Annotated in this window: 17 protein-coding genes; 13 read left to right on the top strand and 4 right to left on the bottom strand. The window is 52.6% G+C overall.

What is annotated here, in order from left to right:
- The first annotated feature begins 33 nt into the window (after positions 1-33).
- From HZZ01_RS13590 to HZZ01_RS13545, 10 genes are all read left to right on the top strand, one after another.
- Positions 34-702, top strand: a complete 669-nt coding sequence (locus HZZ01_RS13590) for an AzlC family ABC transporter permease (RefSeq protein WP_179898135.1) — start codon at positions 34-36, stop codon at positions 700-702.
- Positions 699-1,022 (top strand): AzlD domain-containing protein, encoded by a 324-nt coding sequence (locus HZZ01_RS13585; protein WP_179898380.1) that lies wholly within the window; start codon positions 699-701, stop codon positions 1,020-1,022. The genes HZZ01_RS13590 and HZZ01_RS13585 overlap by 4 nt, the downstream gene beginning before the upstream one ends.
- A gap of 87 nt (positions 1,023-1,109) precedes the next feature.
- Entirely contained in the window at positions 1,110-1,802 is a 693-nt protein-coding gene (locus HZZ01_RS13580; protein ID WP_179898133.1) for a DJ-1/PfpI family protein, read from the top strand.
- 143 nt (positions 1,803-1,945) lie between these two features.
- Positions 1,946-2,548, top strand: a complete 603-nt coding sequence (locus tag HZZ01_RS13575; protein WP_179898131.1) for a TetR/AcrR family transcriptional regulator — start codon at positions 1,946-1,948, stop codon at positions 2,546-2,548.
- Between the two features lie 50 nt (positions 2,549-2,598).
- Positions 2,599-3,495 (top strand): alpha/beta fold hydrolase, encoded by an 897-nt coding sequence (locus HZZ01_RS13570; protein ID WP_179898129.1) that lies wholly within the window; start codon positions 2,599-2,601, stop codon positions 3,493-3,495.
- Positions 3,496-3,739: 244 nt separating this feature from the next.
- The gene (locus HZZ01_RS13565; protein WP_179898127.1) at positions 3,740-4,927 is read left to right on the top strand and encodes a M20 family metallopeptidase; all 1,188 of its coding nucleotides are present in this window, start codon (positions 3,740-3,742) and stop codon (positions 4,925-4,927) included.
- A 21-nt stretch (positions 4,928-4,948) separates the two neighbouring features.
- Positions 4,949-5,797, top strand: a complete 849-nt coding sequence (locus tag HZZ01_RS13560; protein WP_179898125.1) for a transporter substrate-binding domain-containing protein — start codon at positions 4,949-4,951, stop codon at positions 5,795-5,797.
- A gap of 6 nt (positions 5,798-5,803) precedes the next feature.
- Entirely contained in the window at positions 5,804-6,529 is a 726-nt protein-coding gene (locus tag HZZ01_RS13555; protein WP_179898123.1) for an ABC transporter permease, read from the top strand.
- A gap of 9 nt (positions 6,530-6,538) precedes the next feature.
- Positions 6,539-7,225, top strand: a complete 687-nt coding sequence (locus tag HZZ01_RS13550; RefSeq protein WP_179898121.1) for an ABC transporter permease subunit — start codon at positions 6,539-6,541, stop codon at positions 7,223-7,225.
- Positions 7,222-8,001 carry an ABC transporter ATP-binding protein gene (locus HZZ01_RS13545; protein WP_179898119.1) on the top strand — a complete coding sequence of 260 codons (780 nt, stop codon included), beginning with the start codon at positions 7,222-7,224 and terminating at the stop codon, positions 7,999-8,001. Before HZZ01_RS13550 ends, HZZ01_RS13545 begins: the two co-directional genes overlap by 4 nt.
- Positions 8,002-8,136: 135 nt before the next feature.
- Here the strand turns inward: HZZ01_RS13545 and HZZ01_RS13540 are convergent, their stop codons facing one another.
- Positions 8,137-8,844, bottom strand: a complete 708-nt coding sequence (locus HZZ01_RS13540) for a glutathione S-transferase (RefSeq protein WP_218928195.1) — start codon at positions 8,842-8,844, stop codon at positions 8,137-8,139.
- Positions 8,845-8,979: 135 nt separating this feature from the next.
- Between HZZ01_RS13540 and HZZ01_RS13535 the strand changes: the two genes are divergently transcribed.
- Positions 8,980-9,549: a TetR/AcrR family transcriptional regulator gene (locus HZZ01_RS13535; RefSeq protein ID WP_179898117.1), complete on the top strand. Its 570-nt coding sequence runs from the start codon at positions 8,980-8,982 to the stop codon at positions 9,547-9,549.
- Positions 9,550-9,552: 3 nt separating this feature from the next.
- Here HZZ01_RS13535 and HZZ01_RS13530 read toward each other — a convergent pair whose 3' ends face one another.
- A complete protein-coding gene (locus tag HZZ01_RS13530; RefSeq protein WP_179898115.1) occupies positions 9,553-10,323 on the bottom strand; it encodes a helix-turn-helix transcriptional regulator in 771 nt (256 codons plus the stop codon).
- Between the two features lie 104 nt (positions 10,324-10,427).
- On the opposite strand from HZZ01_RS13530, the gene HZZ01_RS13525 reads away from it, so the two are divergent.
- Entirely contained in the window at positions 10,428-11,507 is a 1,080-nt protein-coding gene (locus HZZ01_RS13525; RefSeq protein ID WP_179898113.1) for an alcohol dehydrogenase catalytic domain-containing protein, read from the top strand.
- A 240-nt stretch (positions 11,508-11,747) separates the two neighbouring features.
- Here HZZ01_RS13525 and HZZ01_RS13520 read toward each other — a convergent pair whose 3' ends face one another.
- The gene (locus HZZ01_RS13520) at positions 11,748-12,266 is read right to left on the bottom strand and encodes an anti-virulence regulator CigR family protein (RefSeq protein WP_179898111.1); all 519 of its coding nucleotides are present in this window, start codon (positions 12,264-12,266) and stop codon (positions 11,748-11,750) included.
- Positions 12,267-13,382: 1,116 nt separating this feature from the next.
- On the opposite strand from HZZ01_RS13520, the gene HZZ01_RS13515 reads away from it, so the two are divergent.
- Complete coding sequence (locus HZZ01_RS13515) at positions 13,383-13,958, top strand: DUF4142 domain-containing protein (protein WP_179898109.1); 576 nt, start codon at positions 13,383-13,385, stop codon at positions 13,956-13,958.
- Positions 13,959-14,239: 281 nt separating this feature from the next.
- On the opposite strand, the gene eptA is transcribed toward HZZ01_RS13515, so the two are convergent.
- Positions 14,240-15,889: a phosphoethanolamine transferase EptA gene (gene eptA, locus HZZ01_RS13510; protein ID WP_179898107.1), complete on the bottom strand. Its 1,650-nt coding sequence runs from the start codon at positions 15,887-15,889 to the stop codon at positions 14,240-14,242.
- Positions 15,890-16,087: the final 198 nt, after the last annotated feature.

The following is a 16,087-nucleotide window of genomic DNA, read 5'->3' as shown; positions in this document are numbered from 1 at the left end:
TATCGGATTATACGTTCATTATGGGACAGGGTGATGTTTTTTCCGCAAATGCAATTGCTGGACAAAGGGGTGATCAAAGCGATTTTCCTGGTTTGCCTGGCTGATGGAATTGTCGGTTTATCCTATGGCTCGCTGGCCTCCGCCGACGGGTTTCCGATCTGGGTGCCACTGGCGCTGTCAACGCTGGTGCTGGCGGGTGCGTCGGAGTTCCTGTTTATCGGCATTGTGGCCGGTGGCGGCAGTCCCTTTACCGCCGCCGCTGCGGGCCTGCTGGTGAATGCGCGTCACCTGCCGTTTGGCATTGCGGTCAAAGATCTGGTAGGAAAAGGCCCGTCCGGCTGGTTTGGCTGTCACATCATGAACGATGAAAGCGTGGTGTTCGGTATCTCTCAGCCACAGCTGGCGCAGCGTCGCTGCGCCTACTGGTTGTGCGGCATCGGTATTGGCTTTATCTGGCCGGTGAGTGTGATGACCGGGGCGGCGATAGGGCAGTTTATTCCGGATGTCTCGGTGATTGGTCTGGATGCGGTTTTCCCGGCCATCCTGATCGCCCTGATCTTCCCGGCGCTGCGACAGCGGCGCGCCCGCATCCCGGCGACCGTCGGCGCGTTGCTCTCTTTACTGGCGACGCCGTTGGTTCCTGCGGGCATGCCGGTACTCTTCTCGCTACTGGGTCTGCTGACATGGAGATCGCGCAAATGACGCATCAGGGAATGATTATCGCCGGGATTGCCTTGCTGGCAGCCGGAACCTATCTGATGCGCTTTGCTGGCGTCAGGCTGGGAAACCGTCTGCCGATCAGCGAGCGCACCCAGCAGATGCTCTCCGACGCCGCCACGATACTGCTGCTGGCGGTAGCAGCGACTACCACGCTATTTGAGGGACAGCATTTTGCCGGTGTGGCCAGGGTGACGGGCGTAGGCTTTGCCCTGTTGCTGGCCTGGCGTCGGGCGCCGCTGATTGTGGTTATTCTGGGGGCGGCGGCCATGACAGCGCTGCTGCGTTTCTCTGGCGTGCCGTGAAGACGATGTGTCCCGATGCGCTCAGGATTGATATCTGACCGTCCATCGCGGCATGATGAGGGTTCATCATCCGCCCGGAGTTTCCCCATGCATCGTCCGCTACAGATTGGCCTTTTGCTGTTCCCTGATGTCACCCAGCTCGATCTCACCGGTCCGTGGGAAGTATTTGCGCGCACGCCCGGCGTCGAATGTCATCTGGTCTGGAAAGATCGTCAGCCCGTTCGTTCCGATCGCGGCCTGTCGATATTGCCTACCACCACGTTTGATGCGTGCCCGCCGCTGGATGTGATCTGTGTGCCTGGCGGGCCAGGGCAGATCGCCCTGATGTCAGACGATATTACGCTGAATTTTCTTCGACAACAGGCCATTCAGGCGCAATGGATAACGTCGGTCTGTACCGGCTCGCTGGTGCTGGGAGCGGCCGGATTGCTGAAGGGATATCGTGCGACTTCGCACTGGAGTTCCATCGATCAGCTGGCCTTGCTGGGCGCTGAGCCGGTCAGTCAGCGGGTGGTGCGGGACCGCAATCGTATCAGCGGCGCGGGTGTCACCTCGGGTATCGATTTTGCCCTGACGCTGGTGGCTGAAATCGCCGGGGAGGCGGTCGCTAAAGCGGTTCAGCTGCAGATGGAATATGATCCTGAACCGCCCTTTACCAGCGGTTCGCCGCAGACCGCACCGCCACAGGAAGTAGAGCAGGCGCGGGCGAAAATGGCGGATTTTCTCGCCACGCGCCGTGCGGCAACCGAACGCGCTGCCCTGCGGCTTCAGGCTGATTAGCTTACTGACGCCGGGCATGGGGAAGGGTTTTGAAACGGGATATCCGCACCTGAATACAATGTCTGGCTGCAGGGAAAAAATTTTGATTGCGGGACAAATCAGTCTATATTAAAGGAAATGATCATTCTCTAAAGGTGCTTGCGATGAACGATAACCGTTATAAAGAGCGGGGACGACCACGGGCGTTTAATACCGATGCGGCACTGGACAGCGCGATGCTGGTATTCCGGCAAAAGGGCTATCACGCCACCTCCATTGGCGATTTGGGCCAGGCTATGCAACTCACGACCGGCAGCATTTATAAAGCCTTCACCGACAAGCGCACACTATTTGCTACGGTCTTTGACCGCTATCTCTCAATGCGTAATAGCACTTTAGCCGCGCGGCTGGCGCAATGTGAAAATGGCCGTGAGCAACTGGCGGCGTTGCTGAATTTTTATGTGGATTCCGTGCGCGATGTCGAAGGTGAGCGCGGCTGTCTGGTGGCTGTCAGCGCCGTGGAGCTGCAGACTATGGATGAGGAGCTTGCCGGGGCCGTCAGCGCGGCGCTAATACGCAACCAGCAGAATCTGCAGCAGATAATCAGCCTGGGTCAGCAGGATGGTTCGGTCAATTCTGCACTGGACCGGGACGCCACCGCTTCACTGATGCTCTGCATCGTGCTGGGGATGAGGGTGGCCGGTAAAGTTGCGGCTACCCGGCCCGATGCCAGCATCATTCCCCTGGCACTGAAAATGCTCGACTAAATTTTTTACTTATTAAGGAAGTGATCGTTTCCCTATTATCCGGAGGTTTTATGCAGCCACATCCACTCTACCAACGCGACTTTACTCATATTGGTTCACAGCGAATGCACTACCTGAGCGCAGGTTCTGAACACCAGGAGACTGTGGTCCTGCTGGCGGGTTTCCCGCAAAGCAGTTACGCCTGGCGGGAGGTTATCCCCTCGCTTGCCAGCCATTTCCATGTCATTGCACCTGACCTGCCAGGGCAGGGTGATTCTGATTTTCCTGCGAGTGGCTACGACACCGACAGCGTGGCCGGGTGCATTCTGACATTACTGCAGTCGCTGGGTATTGAACGCTTTCATCTGGTCGGGCATGACATCGGGGCGTGGGTCGCCTGGTCACTGGCAGCGGGCAATACCGAAAAGGTCTGCCGTCTCGCGTTACTGGATGCTGGCATTCCCGGTATCACCCTGCCTGAACGGCTGCCGATGGTGGGGGATAGCGCCTGGAAAACCTGGCATTTTGGCTTTCACTGCGTAGATGATTTACCGGAAGCGCTGATTAACGGCAGAGAGGCGATCTACCTCGACTGGTTTTTTAACCGCAAAGCAGCCAATCCCCATTGCATTGATGCGGCAGCTCGTCGTGAATATCTGCGCGTTTTTCAGCAACCCGGCGCCTTGCGGGCGGGACTGGCTTTTTACCGCGCATTTGCGCAGTCAGCAGAGCAGAATCGCCAGCGTCTGCTAAAGAGTAAACTGGCGTTACCGCTGCTGGCCGTCAGCGCCGACCAGGGATCGATACCCGATATGGCCACGCCGTTACGTGCCGTGGCGCAGCAGGTCAGCAGTGAAACTGTTCTCAACTGCGGCCATTTTATTCCTGAAGAACAACCGGAGAAATTAGCTGAAATACTGGCAAACTTCTTTATTTCCTATTCGGATAAAAGCGAAATATCCGCTTAGTGACAGTAGGGAAAGTAATGTCGTGTGGCGGATTATTAATATTATTGCTGATCCGCTGTTATCTCATACAGGTTTCCAATAAATAACACTATCTTATTGATTTTTAAGTATGTAGAGCAGGCTGTCATGCGTTGCTTTCTGTCGCGTGCTGTGAATAAATAAACGGTCATCACCATCCAGTGTCAGGATGAGATTAAAATAACGGTCGGCAACAGAGTGCCGATCGCATATTGCCGGGGCTGCTATGAATCAGGAAAAAGCACGACTGGCCGGGGAAATAAAAGCCAGAGTTAATGAACTTGAATCGCAGTTAGTGGCGATTCGACGTGATATCCATGCGCATCCGGAATTAGGCTTTGATACGCTGCGCACCGCCAGTCTGGTAACTGACTATTTACAGGCACTGGGACTCAGTCCCCGTACCGGCGTTGGCCGCACTGGTGTTGTGGTAGATATTGACGGCGCAGAGCCGGGCAAAACACTGCTGTTACGCGCCGACATGGACGCGCTGCCGATCCATGAGCAGACCGGTTTACCCTTTGCCAGCCGCTATCCCGGAAAAATGCACGCCTGTGGTCACGATATTCACACGGCCACGATGCTGGGAGTGGCAACAATACTGCCGCACTATCGTCAGCAACTCAAAGGGCGCGTCCGGCTGATATTCCAGCCTGCGGAAGAAACGCCAGAAAGTGGCGCTGAGGCGATGATCGCCGACGGTGTGGCTGAGGGTATCGACTGGGCTGTAACCCTGCATAACAAGCCTGAACTGGCAGCGGGCGAAGTCGCTCTCACGCGCGGGGCCAGCACGGCCTCCAGCGACGAATTCGACGTGACGGTGCATGGCGTATCGACCCACGCGGCACGTCCGCACATGGGCACCGATCCGATCATCGCGACCGTGCATCTCATCAGCCAGCTACAGACCATCATCTCGCGGGAACGCGATCCCGCTCACTCCGCCGTATTGACCATCGGGCACATTCAGGGTGGTACCACCCACAATATCATTCCTGACAGCTGCCTGTTTCAGGGCACCATCCGGACCAAATCGCCGGAAGTGCGCGCCGCCATGGAAGCCTCGTTTAAACGCATGTGCGAAGGCGTAGCGCTGGCACAGAACGTCCGGGTTGAGGTTAATTTCCAGCGTGGTGTGCCACCTCTGATGAATGACGATCGCCTGATTGATGCTCTGGAAGAGATTCTGTCGCACCAGTTTGATAAGGCGATCACAGCCCAGCCCAGCGCCAGCTTTGGTGCCGAAGATTTTTCACTGTTTACGGAACGGGTACCGGGTTGCCAGATTCATATTGGATCGGCCACGCCGGGCCGTGACGATCATCTGCATAACTCCGACTATCAGCCGGATGAACGCAGCATTACCGCCGGGACACAGGCGCTGACCCGCCTTGCAATTGATTTACTCTCTTAATAATAACTAAATGAGGTTTATATGATGATGCGCAACCACCTGTTCACGGCTTCTCTGACCGTGGCGCTGCTCGCCACTTCCGCATTCAGCCAGGCGAAAGATTTTGGCACCCTGAAGTTTGCCACCGAAGCGGCCTATCCTCCGTTTAACCAGACCACCCCGAGCGGCAAAATCGTCGGCTATGAACCGGATATGGTGGCGGAACTGGCAAAACGCGCAGGCTTTAAATATGAAATCATCGCGCAGAAATGGTCAGGCATGATCCCTGGGCTGATTGACGGTAAATATGATGCGGTAGTCGATGCGGTGACCGTAACGCCAAAACGCGCGGAAGCGATCGACTTCACTCATCAGTACACCGTTAGCATCTCCAGCTTTGTGACCGCGAAAAAAAGCCCGCTGGCCACGCTACCTGGCAGCGGGACGGTGGTGACAGCGGATGACGACGCCGGCATGAAAAAAGCGATCGACGAGCTGAAAACCACGTTCAAAGGCAAAACGATTGCGGTGCAGGTCGCCACCATCCAGGCAGACTTCCTGCAGAAATACCTGGGTGATGTCGCCACCATCCGCACCTATCAGGCTGGTCCGGAAACCTTCGCTGACCTGATGAATGGCCGGGTCGATGCTGTCATGGCTTCACGCACTAACCTCAATGCTTTTGTGAAAAAACATGCTGAGGCGATCAGCAGCAGCGGATATGGTTTCTCGGGTGGCGTGCTGGGTGCAGGATCGGCGATTGGTCTGCGTAAAGGCAACAGTGAGCTGCAGCAGGTGCTGAATCAGGCGCTGGATTCCATGATCAAAGACGGAACCCTGAGCAAACTGTCGATGAAATGGTTTGGCGAAGATGTCGCGCCAAAAGCGTAACCGCTGATGCTGATGAATATTGACTGGCAGATACTGGGTTTCGGGGATGAGGGCTGGGGTGGCGTGCTGCTTAACGCCGCCGCTGTCACCGTCAGCGTGTCGCTCTGTGCCTGGTTACTGGGGGCGATGCTGGGTAGTGTACTCTGCTGGATGCAAATCGCCGGTTCGCGCTGGCAGCAGAGACTGGCGGCAGGTTACATCACGCTGTTTCGCGGCGTGCCGGAACTGCTGGTGATCTATCTGTTCTACTTCGGTGGACGGCAGGTCGTTTCCACGATGGGCACCGCGCTGGGCTTGCAGGGACCGTTCGATGTGAACGGGTTTGTGGCGGGCGCGATCGCCATCGGGTTGATCTCCGGTGCCTATCAGAGCGGCGTGTTTCGAGGCGCGTTTTACGCCATTCCGGGCGGGACGCTGGAAGCCGCGACCGTGACCGGCATGGGTCGGCTGATGATGTTTCGTCGCATCATCGTGCCCCAGGCGTTACGGACCGCGTTGCCGGGCATGGGCAACCAGTGGCAATCAGTGATCAAAGAGTCGGCGCTGGTCTCAGTCACCGGGCTGGTGGAAACCATGAACCAGGTTTCTACTGCAGCGAACTCCACCCAGATGTCCTTTTTCTTCTACAGCGTGGGTGCGGTGATCTACCTGATTATCACCACCTGTTCCGATATGGTTTTCCGCTACGTGGAAAAGTTTGCGATGCGCGGTCAACAGCGCGTGAAGGGGTAAGGAGTCCACGTGGATATGATGTTTTTACAGCAGACGCTGGTGGCGTTGCTGAAAGGATTACCGCTGACTATCAACCTGGCGCTGCTCTCGCTACTGGGCGGGGGCGTGCTGGCGCTGCTGCTTAATCTGCTGCGCATGACGCGCGTCGGCAGTTTCTTCTGTCGTTTCTACGTCTGGCTATTTCGCGGTACGCCGCTGCTGATCCAGATTTTTATGGTTTATTACGGCCTCGGCAGTTTACCGGCGGTGCGCGAAAGCCTGTTCTGGCCGCTGCTGCGCGATCCTTACTGGTGTGGTTTGCTGGCGCTGATCCTCAACGATGCGGCGTACACCTCGGAGATCCTGCGTGGCGGGCTGCGCGCGGTCAGTCAGCAATCCCTGGAGGCTGCCAAAGTCTCGGGCATGTCGTCCTGTAAGATCTTTACCCGCATCACCTTACCGATTGCGATTCGACAGGCGCTACCGGCCTACAGCAATGAAATCATCTCGATGATTAAAGCGACGTCGCTGGTCAGCACCATCAGCCTGATGGAGATGACCGGTATTGCTGACTCAATAGTCTCTTCCACTTTCCGCGCGCTTGAAGTGTTCCTGAGCGCGGCGGTGATCTACCTGATACTCACCATGCTGGTCAGCAAAGGGGTATCGATGCTGGAACGACGCTTATCACCTTACTATTTTGGAGCACACTCATGACCGCACCCACCATCATGCTGAGTCATCTCAGAAAGAGTTATGCGGGACATGAAGTGCTGCACGACATCAGCCTGACCGCGCAGGATGGCGATGTGATTTCGCTGATTGGTGCGAGTGGGTCGGGTAAAAGTACGTTATTACGCTGCATTCCCTTTCTGGAAGTGCCGCAGGCGGGCGAAATCGCGGTCGGGGAGGTCAACGTTAGGCTGGATAACGCCGATGAAAAACTAAGTCGCGAGCAGCGCCGTCGTATCAAGCTGATGCGGATGCAGCTCGGCTTTGTGTTTCAGAGCTTCAACCTGTGGCCGCATAAAACCGTGATGCAAAATATCATCGAAGCGCCGGTTCATGTCCAGAGGCGCAGTCATAAAGAGGCAGTTGAAGAAGCCGAAGCGCTGCTGCATAAAGTGGGACTCTATGCAAAACGCGACGCCTGGCCGTCGCAACTCTCTGGCGGACAGCAGCAGCGCGTGGCAATAGCCCGGGCGCTGGCGCAGCAGCCGAAAGCGATCCTGTTTGATGAGCCGACCTCTGCGCTGGATCCGGAGCTGGTGGGGGAAGTATTACGAGTGATACGCAGCCTGGCAGAGGAGGGACGCACCATGATTATCGTGACGCACGAAATGGGCTTTGCGCGTGACGTGTCGAACAAAGCGGTGTTTCTGCATCAGGGCATGATTGAGGAGTCCGGTTCGCCGGAGCAGGTGTTCCTTGACCCCATCTCGCCACGCTGCCGAACCTTTGTGAACAGCCACTTTGAGCGTAATGCAGGCTAGAGCAGCAGGGGAACGTATTACCGCTAAGCCGCTAATCTGCGTGTCTTAAAATCAGAAAACCCCGGAAGCATTTCCGGGGTTTTTTTCAGCCAGGCTGGGTGATTCAGATGAGCCTGTAAACGCAATATCCTGAAATTAAGGATTGAAAACAGGGCGGCCCGCTTCAACCAGTGCCTGCCACTGCTGATAGCTGGGACGGCGCTGGATGTTTGAATACCACGCTTTCAGAGCAGTACATTCGTCTGGTACAACAAGGTTCACCAGAGCCGCGAAGATCATGCCGCCGGTTACGGCGATATCGGCCATCGTAAACGTATTGCCCGCGACATAAGGCTGTGAGCGTAAAACGCCATCGAAATAGTGCATGCCACGGATGGCCTTTTCACGCATCTTCTCACCCCATTCCGCATTCTGATAGAGCTCAACCTCTGGCCCTAATCCTGCGGTGGCATGGTGGAAATAGACGCTGACCGCATCAAGAAATTCGATTTCAGCCCGTTTGGTCATCATATGGATAACGCCTTTTTCTACCGGCGTGACGCCCGTCAGAACAGGGTTTTCATCCAGCACGTCCAGATATTGCGTAATCGCGGTGCACTCTGCGATCAGCGTTCCATCTTTCAGCGCTAATACTGGCAGGGTTCCTGAATAATTGATCGCTAAAAATTCAGGCTTTTTGTGCTCGCCTTTCCACAGATTGATCGGAATAAATTCCACCTGAGAAAGTAATCCTTTTTCCGCCAGGGCAATTCTTACCCGTGCAGGATAAGGGCCATCATACCAGTCATAGATTTTCATCGAGGGGAGTGAAGAAGCTGCAGATGCATTGTTGATATCAGTCATGATTAAATTACCTACCTGTCAATTGGTAGGTAAATAGTGGCGCCAGACTTTTAGCCTGTCAAGCTCTGTCTACCAGTTGGCAGGTAAAATTTTTTCTTTATAATGGGTTTAAACCTCAATAAGGAAAACCGACTGATGAGCCTGAACGCACGTGAAGCTATCCTGGCAGCAGCAAAGAGTGCTGCTCAGAATCATGGGTATAACGGGATTAACTTTCGCAGCATCGCTGATGAGGTGGGGATTAAGAATGCCAGTATCTATTATCATTTCGCCAGCAAAGCCAACCTGGGGGCCGCCGTCGCTAACCGATACTGGCAGGACACGGCGCAGAATTTAAAAACCATCCGCGAACAAAGTGCGTTACCGGATGAGGCGCTGCAGCGTTATCCGCAGATTTTCCGTATATCGCTGGAAGATGCCAACCGGCTCTGTCTCTCCAGCTTTATGGCAGCGGAATATGACGATCTGCCGGAGGAAGTGAAGCGCGAGGTGCAGTGTTTCGTTGAGGCAAACGTTGAGTGGCTGACGCAGGTCCTTAATGAAAAGGAACCTGATAATACCGGGAAAAATGCTCAGCGCGGGCTTGCGATCTACACCGCAGTGGCCGGTGCGCAATTAATTGCCCGCACGCGTCAGGATATTAACCTTTTCGATAGCCTGATTATGACCTATCAGGAGACCGGCCTGATTCCGCTGTCGCGATGAACATTATCCTTCAGGCACATAAATCGACATCTTCAGCGCGGGCGCATCATTCGACATGAAGCTGGAATAACTGAAATTTCGCTTCACGCCATCCTTGCCTGTCAGGCATTTTGTCCCGGAGACGGGGGCAGCTATCACATGCTCGTTCCACCATTCGCTGAATTCCTGACACTCTCGCTCAAGCCGGCTAATGAGCGATGGAAATGCGGGGTTATGCGCATTTCGATCGTAGTCAGCATGAAACAGGCCCAGCATTCTTTGGGCTTCTTTATGCCAGGTGTCTCCGAACAGGGCACGGGCCTCAGCTGTTGTCAGCATGAAAATCAGGATGTTCCTGTCTTTGACCGATAACTGGCCGAAGTCGGTGATTAGCTCTGCAGCAGCGCTGTTCCATATCAGCACATCCCAGTGTGCGTTGGTGACGTAAGCGGGCTCGGCTAAGCTCCGAATCAGTTTGATTACGCCCTCCGGAATAACGCCGTCGTTCTCAGTCTCTGTTTTCCGGCGAGTAAGCGACTGCAGATGCAGCACCTCGACCTTATCAAGCTCCAGCGCCCGGCCCAGCGCGCTGACGATCCGGTCTGAGAGCGTGTCTACCCGGCCCTGTTCGATTTTTGTATACCATTCTGTACTGATGCCAATTCTTGCTGCGACCTCTTCGCGCCGTAATCCCGGCGTGCGACGCCTTTCACGGGTTCTTAAATCCCTGCTGTCAGGCTTGAGCCTGGCGCGGCGCGAACGCAGGAAATGACTTAATTCACTTTTTGGCTGCATGAGTTAACCTGGTCGTGATTTATACCCCTATAAAACTAGTCTATTTTCGCCACCGTTAAGCCCTTTTATAGTCGTCTTCTCTACAGCAGATGAGAGGTAACACTATGAAAGCAGCTGTACTCGAATCATTCGGTAATCCACTGCGTATTCAGGATGTCCCGCCGCCGATCCTCGGAACAGGGGAGGTGATCGTGGATGTTGTAGCCGCTCCCGTTCTTTCCTACGCCAGCGAAGTATTCAGTGGCGCCAGAAGATATCTTTTACCGCCACCGGTTATTCCTGGGTGTGGGGCCATTGGCCGGGTGCGCGAAACAGGGCCCGATGCTGCATGGCTTAAACCGGGTGACTGGGTTTTTTGCGATCCCACCGTCCGATCAAGAGATAACGCGCAGTCGCCTGAAATCGTGTTGCAGGGCTGGAGTGCACGGGGTGAAGGCGGACAAAAAATCCAGCAATACCATCTGAATGGCAGCTTCGCTGAACAGATTCGTGTGCCCACTGAAAATGCTGTGGCAATGGGTAATATCGATCCTGCTCAAGCCGCTGCATGGTGCGCCATCAATACGCTACTGGTGGCCTATGGTGGTTTGCTGGCAATGGAACTTAAAGCCGGTGAGAACTTACTGGTTAGTGGGGCCACCGGTAATTTTGGCAGTTCAGCCGTGCTGGCTGCCCTCGCCATGGGAGTCAATAAAGTCATCGCGCCCGGACGCAACCCGCGGGTTTTGCAGGAGCTCAGGAAACGGTTTGGCTCGCGGATTGAAACCGTCACGCTCAGCGGTGTCGCTGATGAAGATATTCCTGCAATGAAAAGTGCTGCGGAGGGTCCCATTGACGCCATGCTGGACTTGCTCCCGCCTTCAGCTCCGGCATCCGCGGCGCGCAATGCCATTATGTCGGTGAGGCCCTATGGTCGCGCGGTGCTGATGGGGGGCGTCGGCATGCTGGGTGGGGATGATCTGGCGCTGCCTTATCCGTGGATCATGCGCAATCTCATCACGATTAAAGGACAGTGGATGTATGAACCTCAGGCTGTGTACACGCTCGTGGGGCTGATCCGGGCAGGATTACTGGATCTCAGCCATTACGCGGTAACGGAATTTGCACTGAGTGATATTAATCGCGCCATCACGCATGCCGCTGAAAATAGCGGTCCCTTTAAGCTGACGGTGATCCGCCCGTAACGGTTTCAGAGAAAGCCTGTTGCTTACTTTTAGCTGCGCTATTCATTTACGCTCAATAACGACGCCTCATGGACTAACCCATTAAATGTCGAGTGATTTATAATTTCTGCGCAACTGAATGCGACAGGCAATCCCGGTAAATAACAGAGTTGTAATCGTGACTACCCATGGCAGCTAAATAACAGGAACAGGACATTCAGTCAGGTTCAGGCTTAATTACACTGAATCACTAAAATGTGGTTAGTCGAAGACACCATTGATGACGGCGGTTACGATAGCGGTGCTTAGAGCAATAAGCACCAGGTCATCTCCTACGGCTCGCCACTCGTAGCCAGGATAATAGGGCAGTTCATTTATCATTGATGGAGGCAACGTTTTTTTGGCAATACCCGGAGGCAAAGGTTTACCACGAGCAACTTTTTTTGCTATTCCTGGCGGAAGGGACTGATAGCCAACCAGTCCATGATTGACGGCAAGATTACGCGCAAGAGAGAAGTTGATATCTGACTCAACGTGATCGGGTTGCCCATCGTGCTTACGATTTCCGTGTTTGTCTTTTGCGCCGGGATTACCCTGTCCTTTATTTCCATGCTCTCTGTTTTTACCGCTATTACCCTGATTGCCATTGCCATTGCCATTGCCATTGCCCTGGCCGCCATTACCGTTGCCGTTTCCAGGGGTTGCATAAACTGGCTCAGCAAAAATTGTAAAAGCTATAACCAACGCGATTGCTGATTTTAAAACAAGAGGTTTAAGCATGATCTCTTTCCTTAGTTTTTTTCAGTGCGTGTATGAAATAAAAAACGAGGCGGCGATATTAACAGTTTTGTCTTTTTTAGATAAAAAGATCGTCACTATGTTAACTGTGCTTCCACTCTACTGTTTCTGTAGCAGTAGGGAAGTGTAATCTTATACTTTTGTTGCCACGGAATGAACGCGGAGTTAAGCAGCATTGCATTGATTAAATTCTCATTTCTTCATAGACATAATCATTCATTTGAATAACTTTGATACAGTAAGCCACTTTAGCGATATCGCGGTCCACAGAACGTTAATGAAAGCTCTGAAGCGCTACTGCACGCACGCTGTAGCGGATTCCAGTCGTGTTCATCCAACTGCGAAGAAAAACCTGGGCTGAACTTTGTTGTATGAGTTTACTGTAGATAAACGCATTACAAAAAATTTAGCGGTCGAAAAACACAACCTTATTAAGAATAATCTTAAAAGGGTGCAAAGGCAAGCTGTACGATATTTTCATATTCTGCATAAATTTCGCCCTCAACTCTTTGCTTATCAAAGAAAAAAATTGCTCATTAAACGAGCCGAAAGGTTTGGGTCATTATTGGTGTGCAGCTGCAGTTTATTGTTTATATTTGCGATTATCTGACATTGCTACGACGCTTATCTGTAATGTAAGGATGCGTTAAACAAGCTTTAAAACATGACCCGTCATCAAGGCGGAACGGGTAATTTTGCGGAAAACCCATGACGTGCTGCGCAAGCGGAAAGTAGCGTGAAGTAAAGGAGGGAAGTGCAGAAGCGTGAATTTCACAAATAATCCAGAAAGACAGGTTTAAGCCGGTCCTAAAAGCGTATCAGGCCGTAGCGGAGGCAAAGTGCACGAAGGGTATGTGTGAAACCCGTTATTCATGAACGGCATCATGTTTAATTGAAAATTGCGCTGCCCAATATGTGGCGCCTGCAATTTTCATTTCTTTGTTACCCCAATCCCTGCCACCTTTTTTGGTATTGCAATCTGAGTGGCTGGTTCAATACGTTGAGTGATCAAATAGATTATTTCGTTTCTGAGTTCTATCTGAGGCCGGTCAGGTTTTCTCTGATATGCGCCTTTTCCATGACATTCAGGAGTACAAAATGCAAATGAATAAAACCTTGAAAGGGCTGCTGGCTCTGTCAGCCGTTGTCACTGTATTTAGCACTTTCAGCGTACAGGCCCAGACCCAGACCCAGACAAGCGCCCCACAGGGCGGTAACGCAGAGCAGACCATAGCGAATAATAAGCTCAGCGCGGGCGACGAAAAAGCGCTGAAAGATATGGCTCAGGCTAATATCAATGAAATTGCTGCCGCTAAAATTGCGTTAAATAAGGCTCAGAGCGCTGAAGTCAAAACGTTTGCACAAAAAATGGCCGGAGACCATGGTGACGCTTTGACCAAAGTTAAGGCAGTCGCTAAGCAAAAAGGCGTGACGCTCCCTACCGAGCCGGACACCAAACACAAAGCCATGGCCACTAAACTTGAAAAACAGAGCGGCGGCGCTTTTGACCGGATGTATATGGAAAACGCCGGCGTCATGGACCATAAAATGGTGCTATCGACTTTGAAGAGTGACGCAATGAAAATCAAAGATCCGGATGTCAGGGCGCTGGCTGAAGCGCACACCCCTGTTGTAGAGCAGCACCTTAAGTCTGCCGAACATATGGCGATGTAAGGCGGTTCGCCAGTTGTTAAATGAAGAGGTTGTCCGGTTAACACCCAACCCTGCTGACCGGACCCCTTTTGTTCTGCCTGCCTCAACACACTATTTCACCTGACTGGTGTGGCTTTCAGGCTCGATTGTGATGGTCTGCCTGATACACTGATCGATTCTTTTATAGCGTTAAGGCAAATTAAACGGCAACAGATCGTGGATCGCTTAGCGCAATGTCTGTGCTTAACGTTCAGACTCTGACAGGCGTTGCCGGTATTTAGCCACTGTGGGTTTTATCACGCTTATTTTTGACCAGGCTTATTCCTGCATGTCGCCAGTATATCGTCCGACGCAACATATTCCCGGGTCTGAACGCCGGTGATACCCAGCAGGGTTGAAAACAGATTGTCCTGAGAATATTTTTGCGTGGTTGCTTGCTGGTTCAGACATCCATAGTCCACCGCATAACGCTGTTGGTAGTCGGGCGACAGCCAGATCAGCAGCGGCACACGGGTCTGGAATTCTGGTGCGATAGTATAGGGCAGGCCATGCAGATAAATACCTTTCTCGCCAAGTGACTCACCATGATCCGAAAGGTAAACCAGGCTGGTGGTAAACCTCTCCTGATGGGCTTTGAGTAACTCAATCGCTTTATCGACGATGTAATCCGCATACAGGATAGTATTGTCATAGGTATTAATCAGCTGGTCCTGCGAACACTCCTGAATCTGATTGGTTTCACAGGTGGGCGTATATTTGCCGAATGTCGGCGGATACCGATGATTGTAGGTCGGGCCGTGACTGCCAATTGTGTGCAGCACGATAACGCCATTGCCCTGAAGCTGGTTGATATACGCCTCCAGGCCATGGAAAAGCACTTCGTCATAGCACTCGCCCTTAATGCACATTCCCGGAAGATTCAGGGCAGTCATATCCTGATTAGGTACCCGATCACAGGCCCCTTTGCATCCCGCATCATTTTCATGCCACAAAACGCTCAGACCTGCCCGCTGAATCACATCCAGCAATCCTTCCTGATGGCTGGCCAGCGCATCATCATAATGTCTGCGCGGCATGTTTGAGAACATGCAGGGAACAGAGACAGCCGTAGAGGTACCACAGGAGGAGACGTCATGAAAATAGACAACGTCTTCTTCTGCCAGTAAGGGGTTGGTCGGTCGTGGATAACCGCCCAGAGAAAAATTGGCGGCACGAGATGTTTCACCCACCACCAGAATGGTCAGATTCTTTTTGGGGCCATTAAGCATGATCGGAAGTTGATGGGCATCTTCGCCTATTTTCACCAGCGGAAGATTGGCCCGCTCGCGGTGATTGTAGTAAGAGAGCGAGGCGGCAATGAAATTCGACGGACTCAGGGATTTCACCAGCTCGTGATTGTTACGAAACAGTGAGGCGTAATCCTTATAAAACAACATGGCTATGATGGCTATCAGTGCAACAGAAATCACCAGATTCACCGCGCGCTGAATCACGCTTTTCCATACCGGAACCGACTTTTTAAACGCAGGCCAGAAGGCCAGAGCAGCCATAAAAATACCGGTAAAAAATATCACCGCAATCATCTTTGGTGTCAGCAGCGCCATACTTTCTGCTGGCGTGGTATCCACCATATTGGTGATCATTGAGCGATCAAGGACGATGCCATAGTGCTGAATAAAGTACTGAGCCGCAGCGGAGACAATGACAAACAGTGCAATGGTTATCCTGTCCAGCCACAAAAATGAGGCAAGCGTCAGCACAATATTAATGACGCAGAAAGCGACGATTGGCATGGAGAGGAAAAAAAGATATTTGCTAAGCCCGTTCATCTCTATAAGCGAGTAAGCCTGGCGGTAAAAGGCGAAATTGAGAAAAACAGAAATATAGAGTGAGAATAACAGGATGAATGTAATGCGGGGCAATACAGGCTGACTCATTCTGAAGCGTGCCATAAAGGTATTCCGTAACCTTGAAGAAGCGAATCCAAAAAGATTGTTTTTAAAATTGATTAGTAAAAATTAATAAAAACTATGTGCCGTATACCACAGATAGATGAAGCTCAGCACAGTAAATACTGAAATAGCCAAAGAAAAACATTCGCTTAATGAAAATTTGAGCATGGCGGGTGCCTGAAAGTTTGCGTATTCACA

Source organism: Pantoea sp. WMus005 (assembly GCF_013415305.1).
In the GTDB taxonomy this organism is placed as follows: Bacteria; Pseudomonadota; Gammaproteobacteria; order Enterobacterales; family Enterobacteriaceae; genus Pantoea; species Pantoea rara.
Note: the sequence above shows the minus strand (reverse complement) of the source record. Positions and strands in the feature narration are given on the sequence as shown.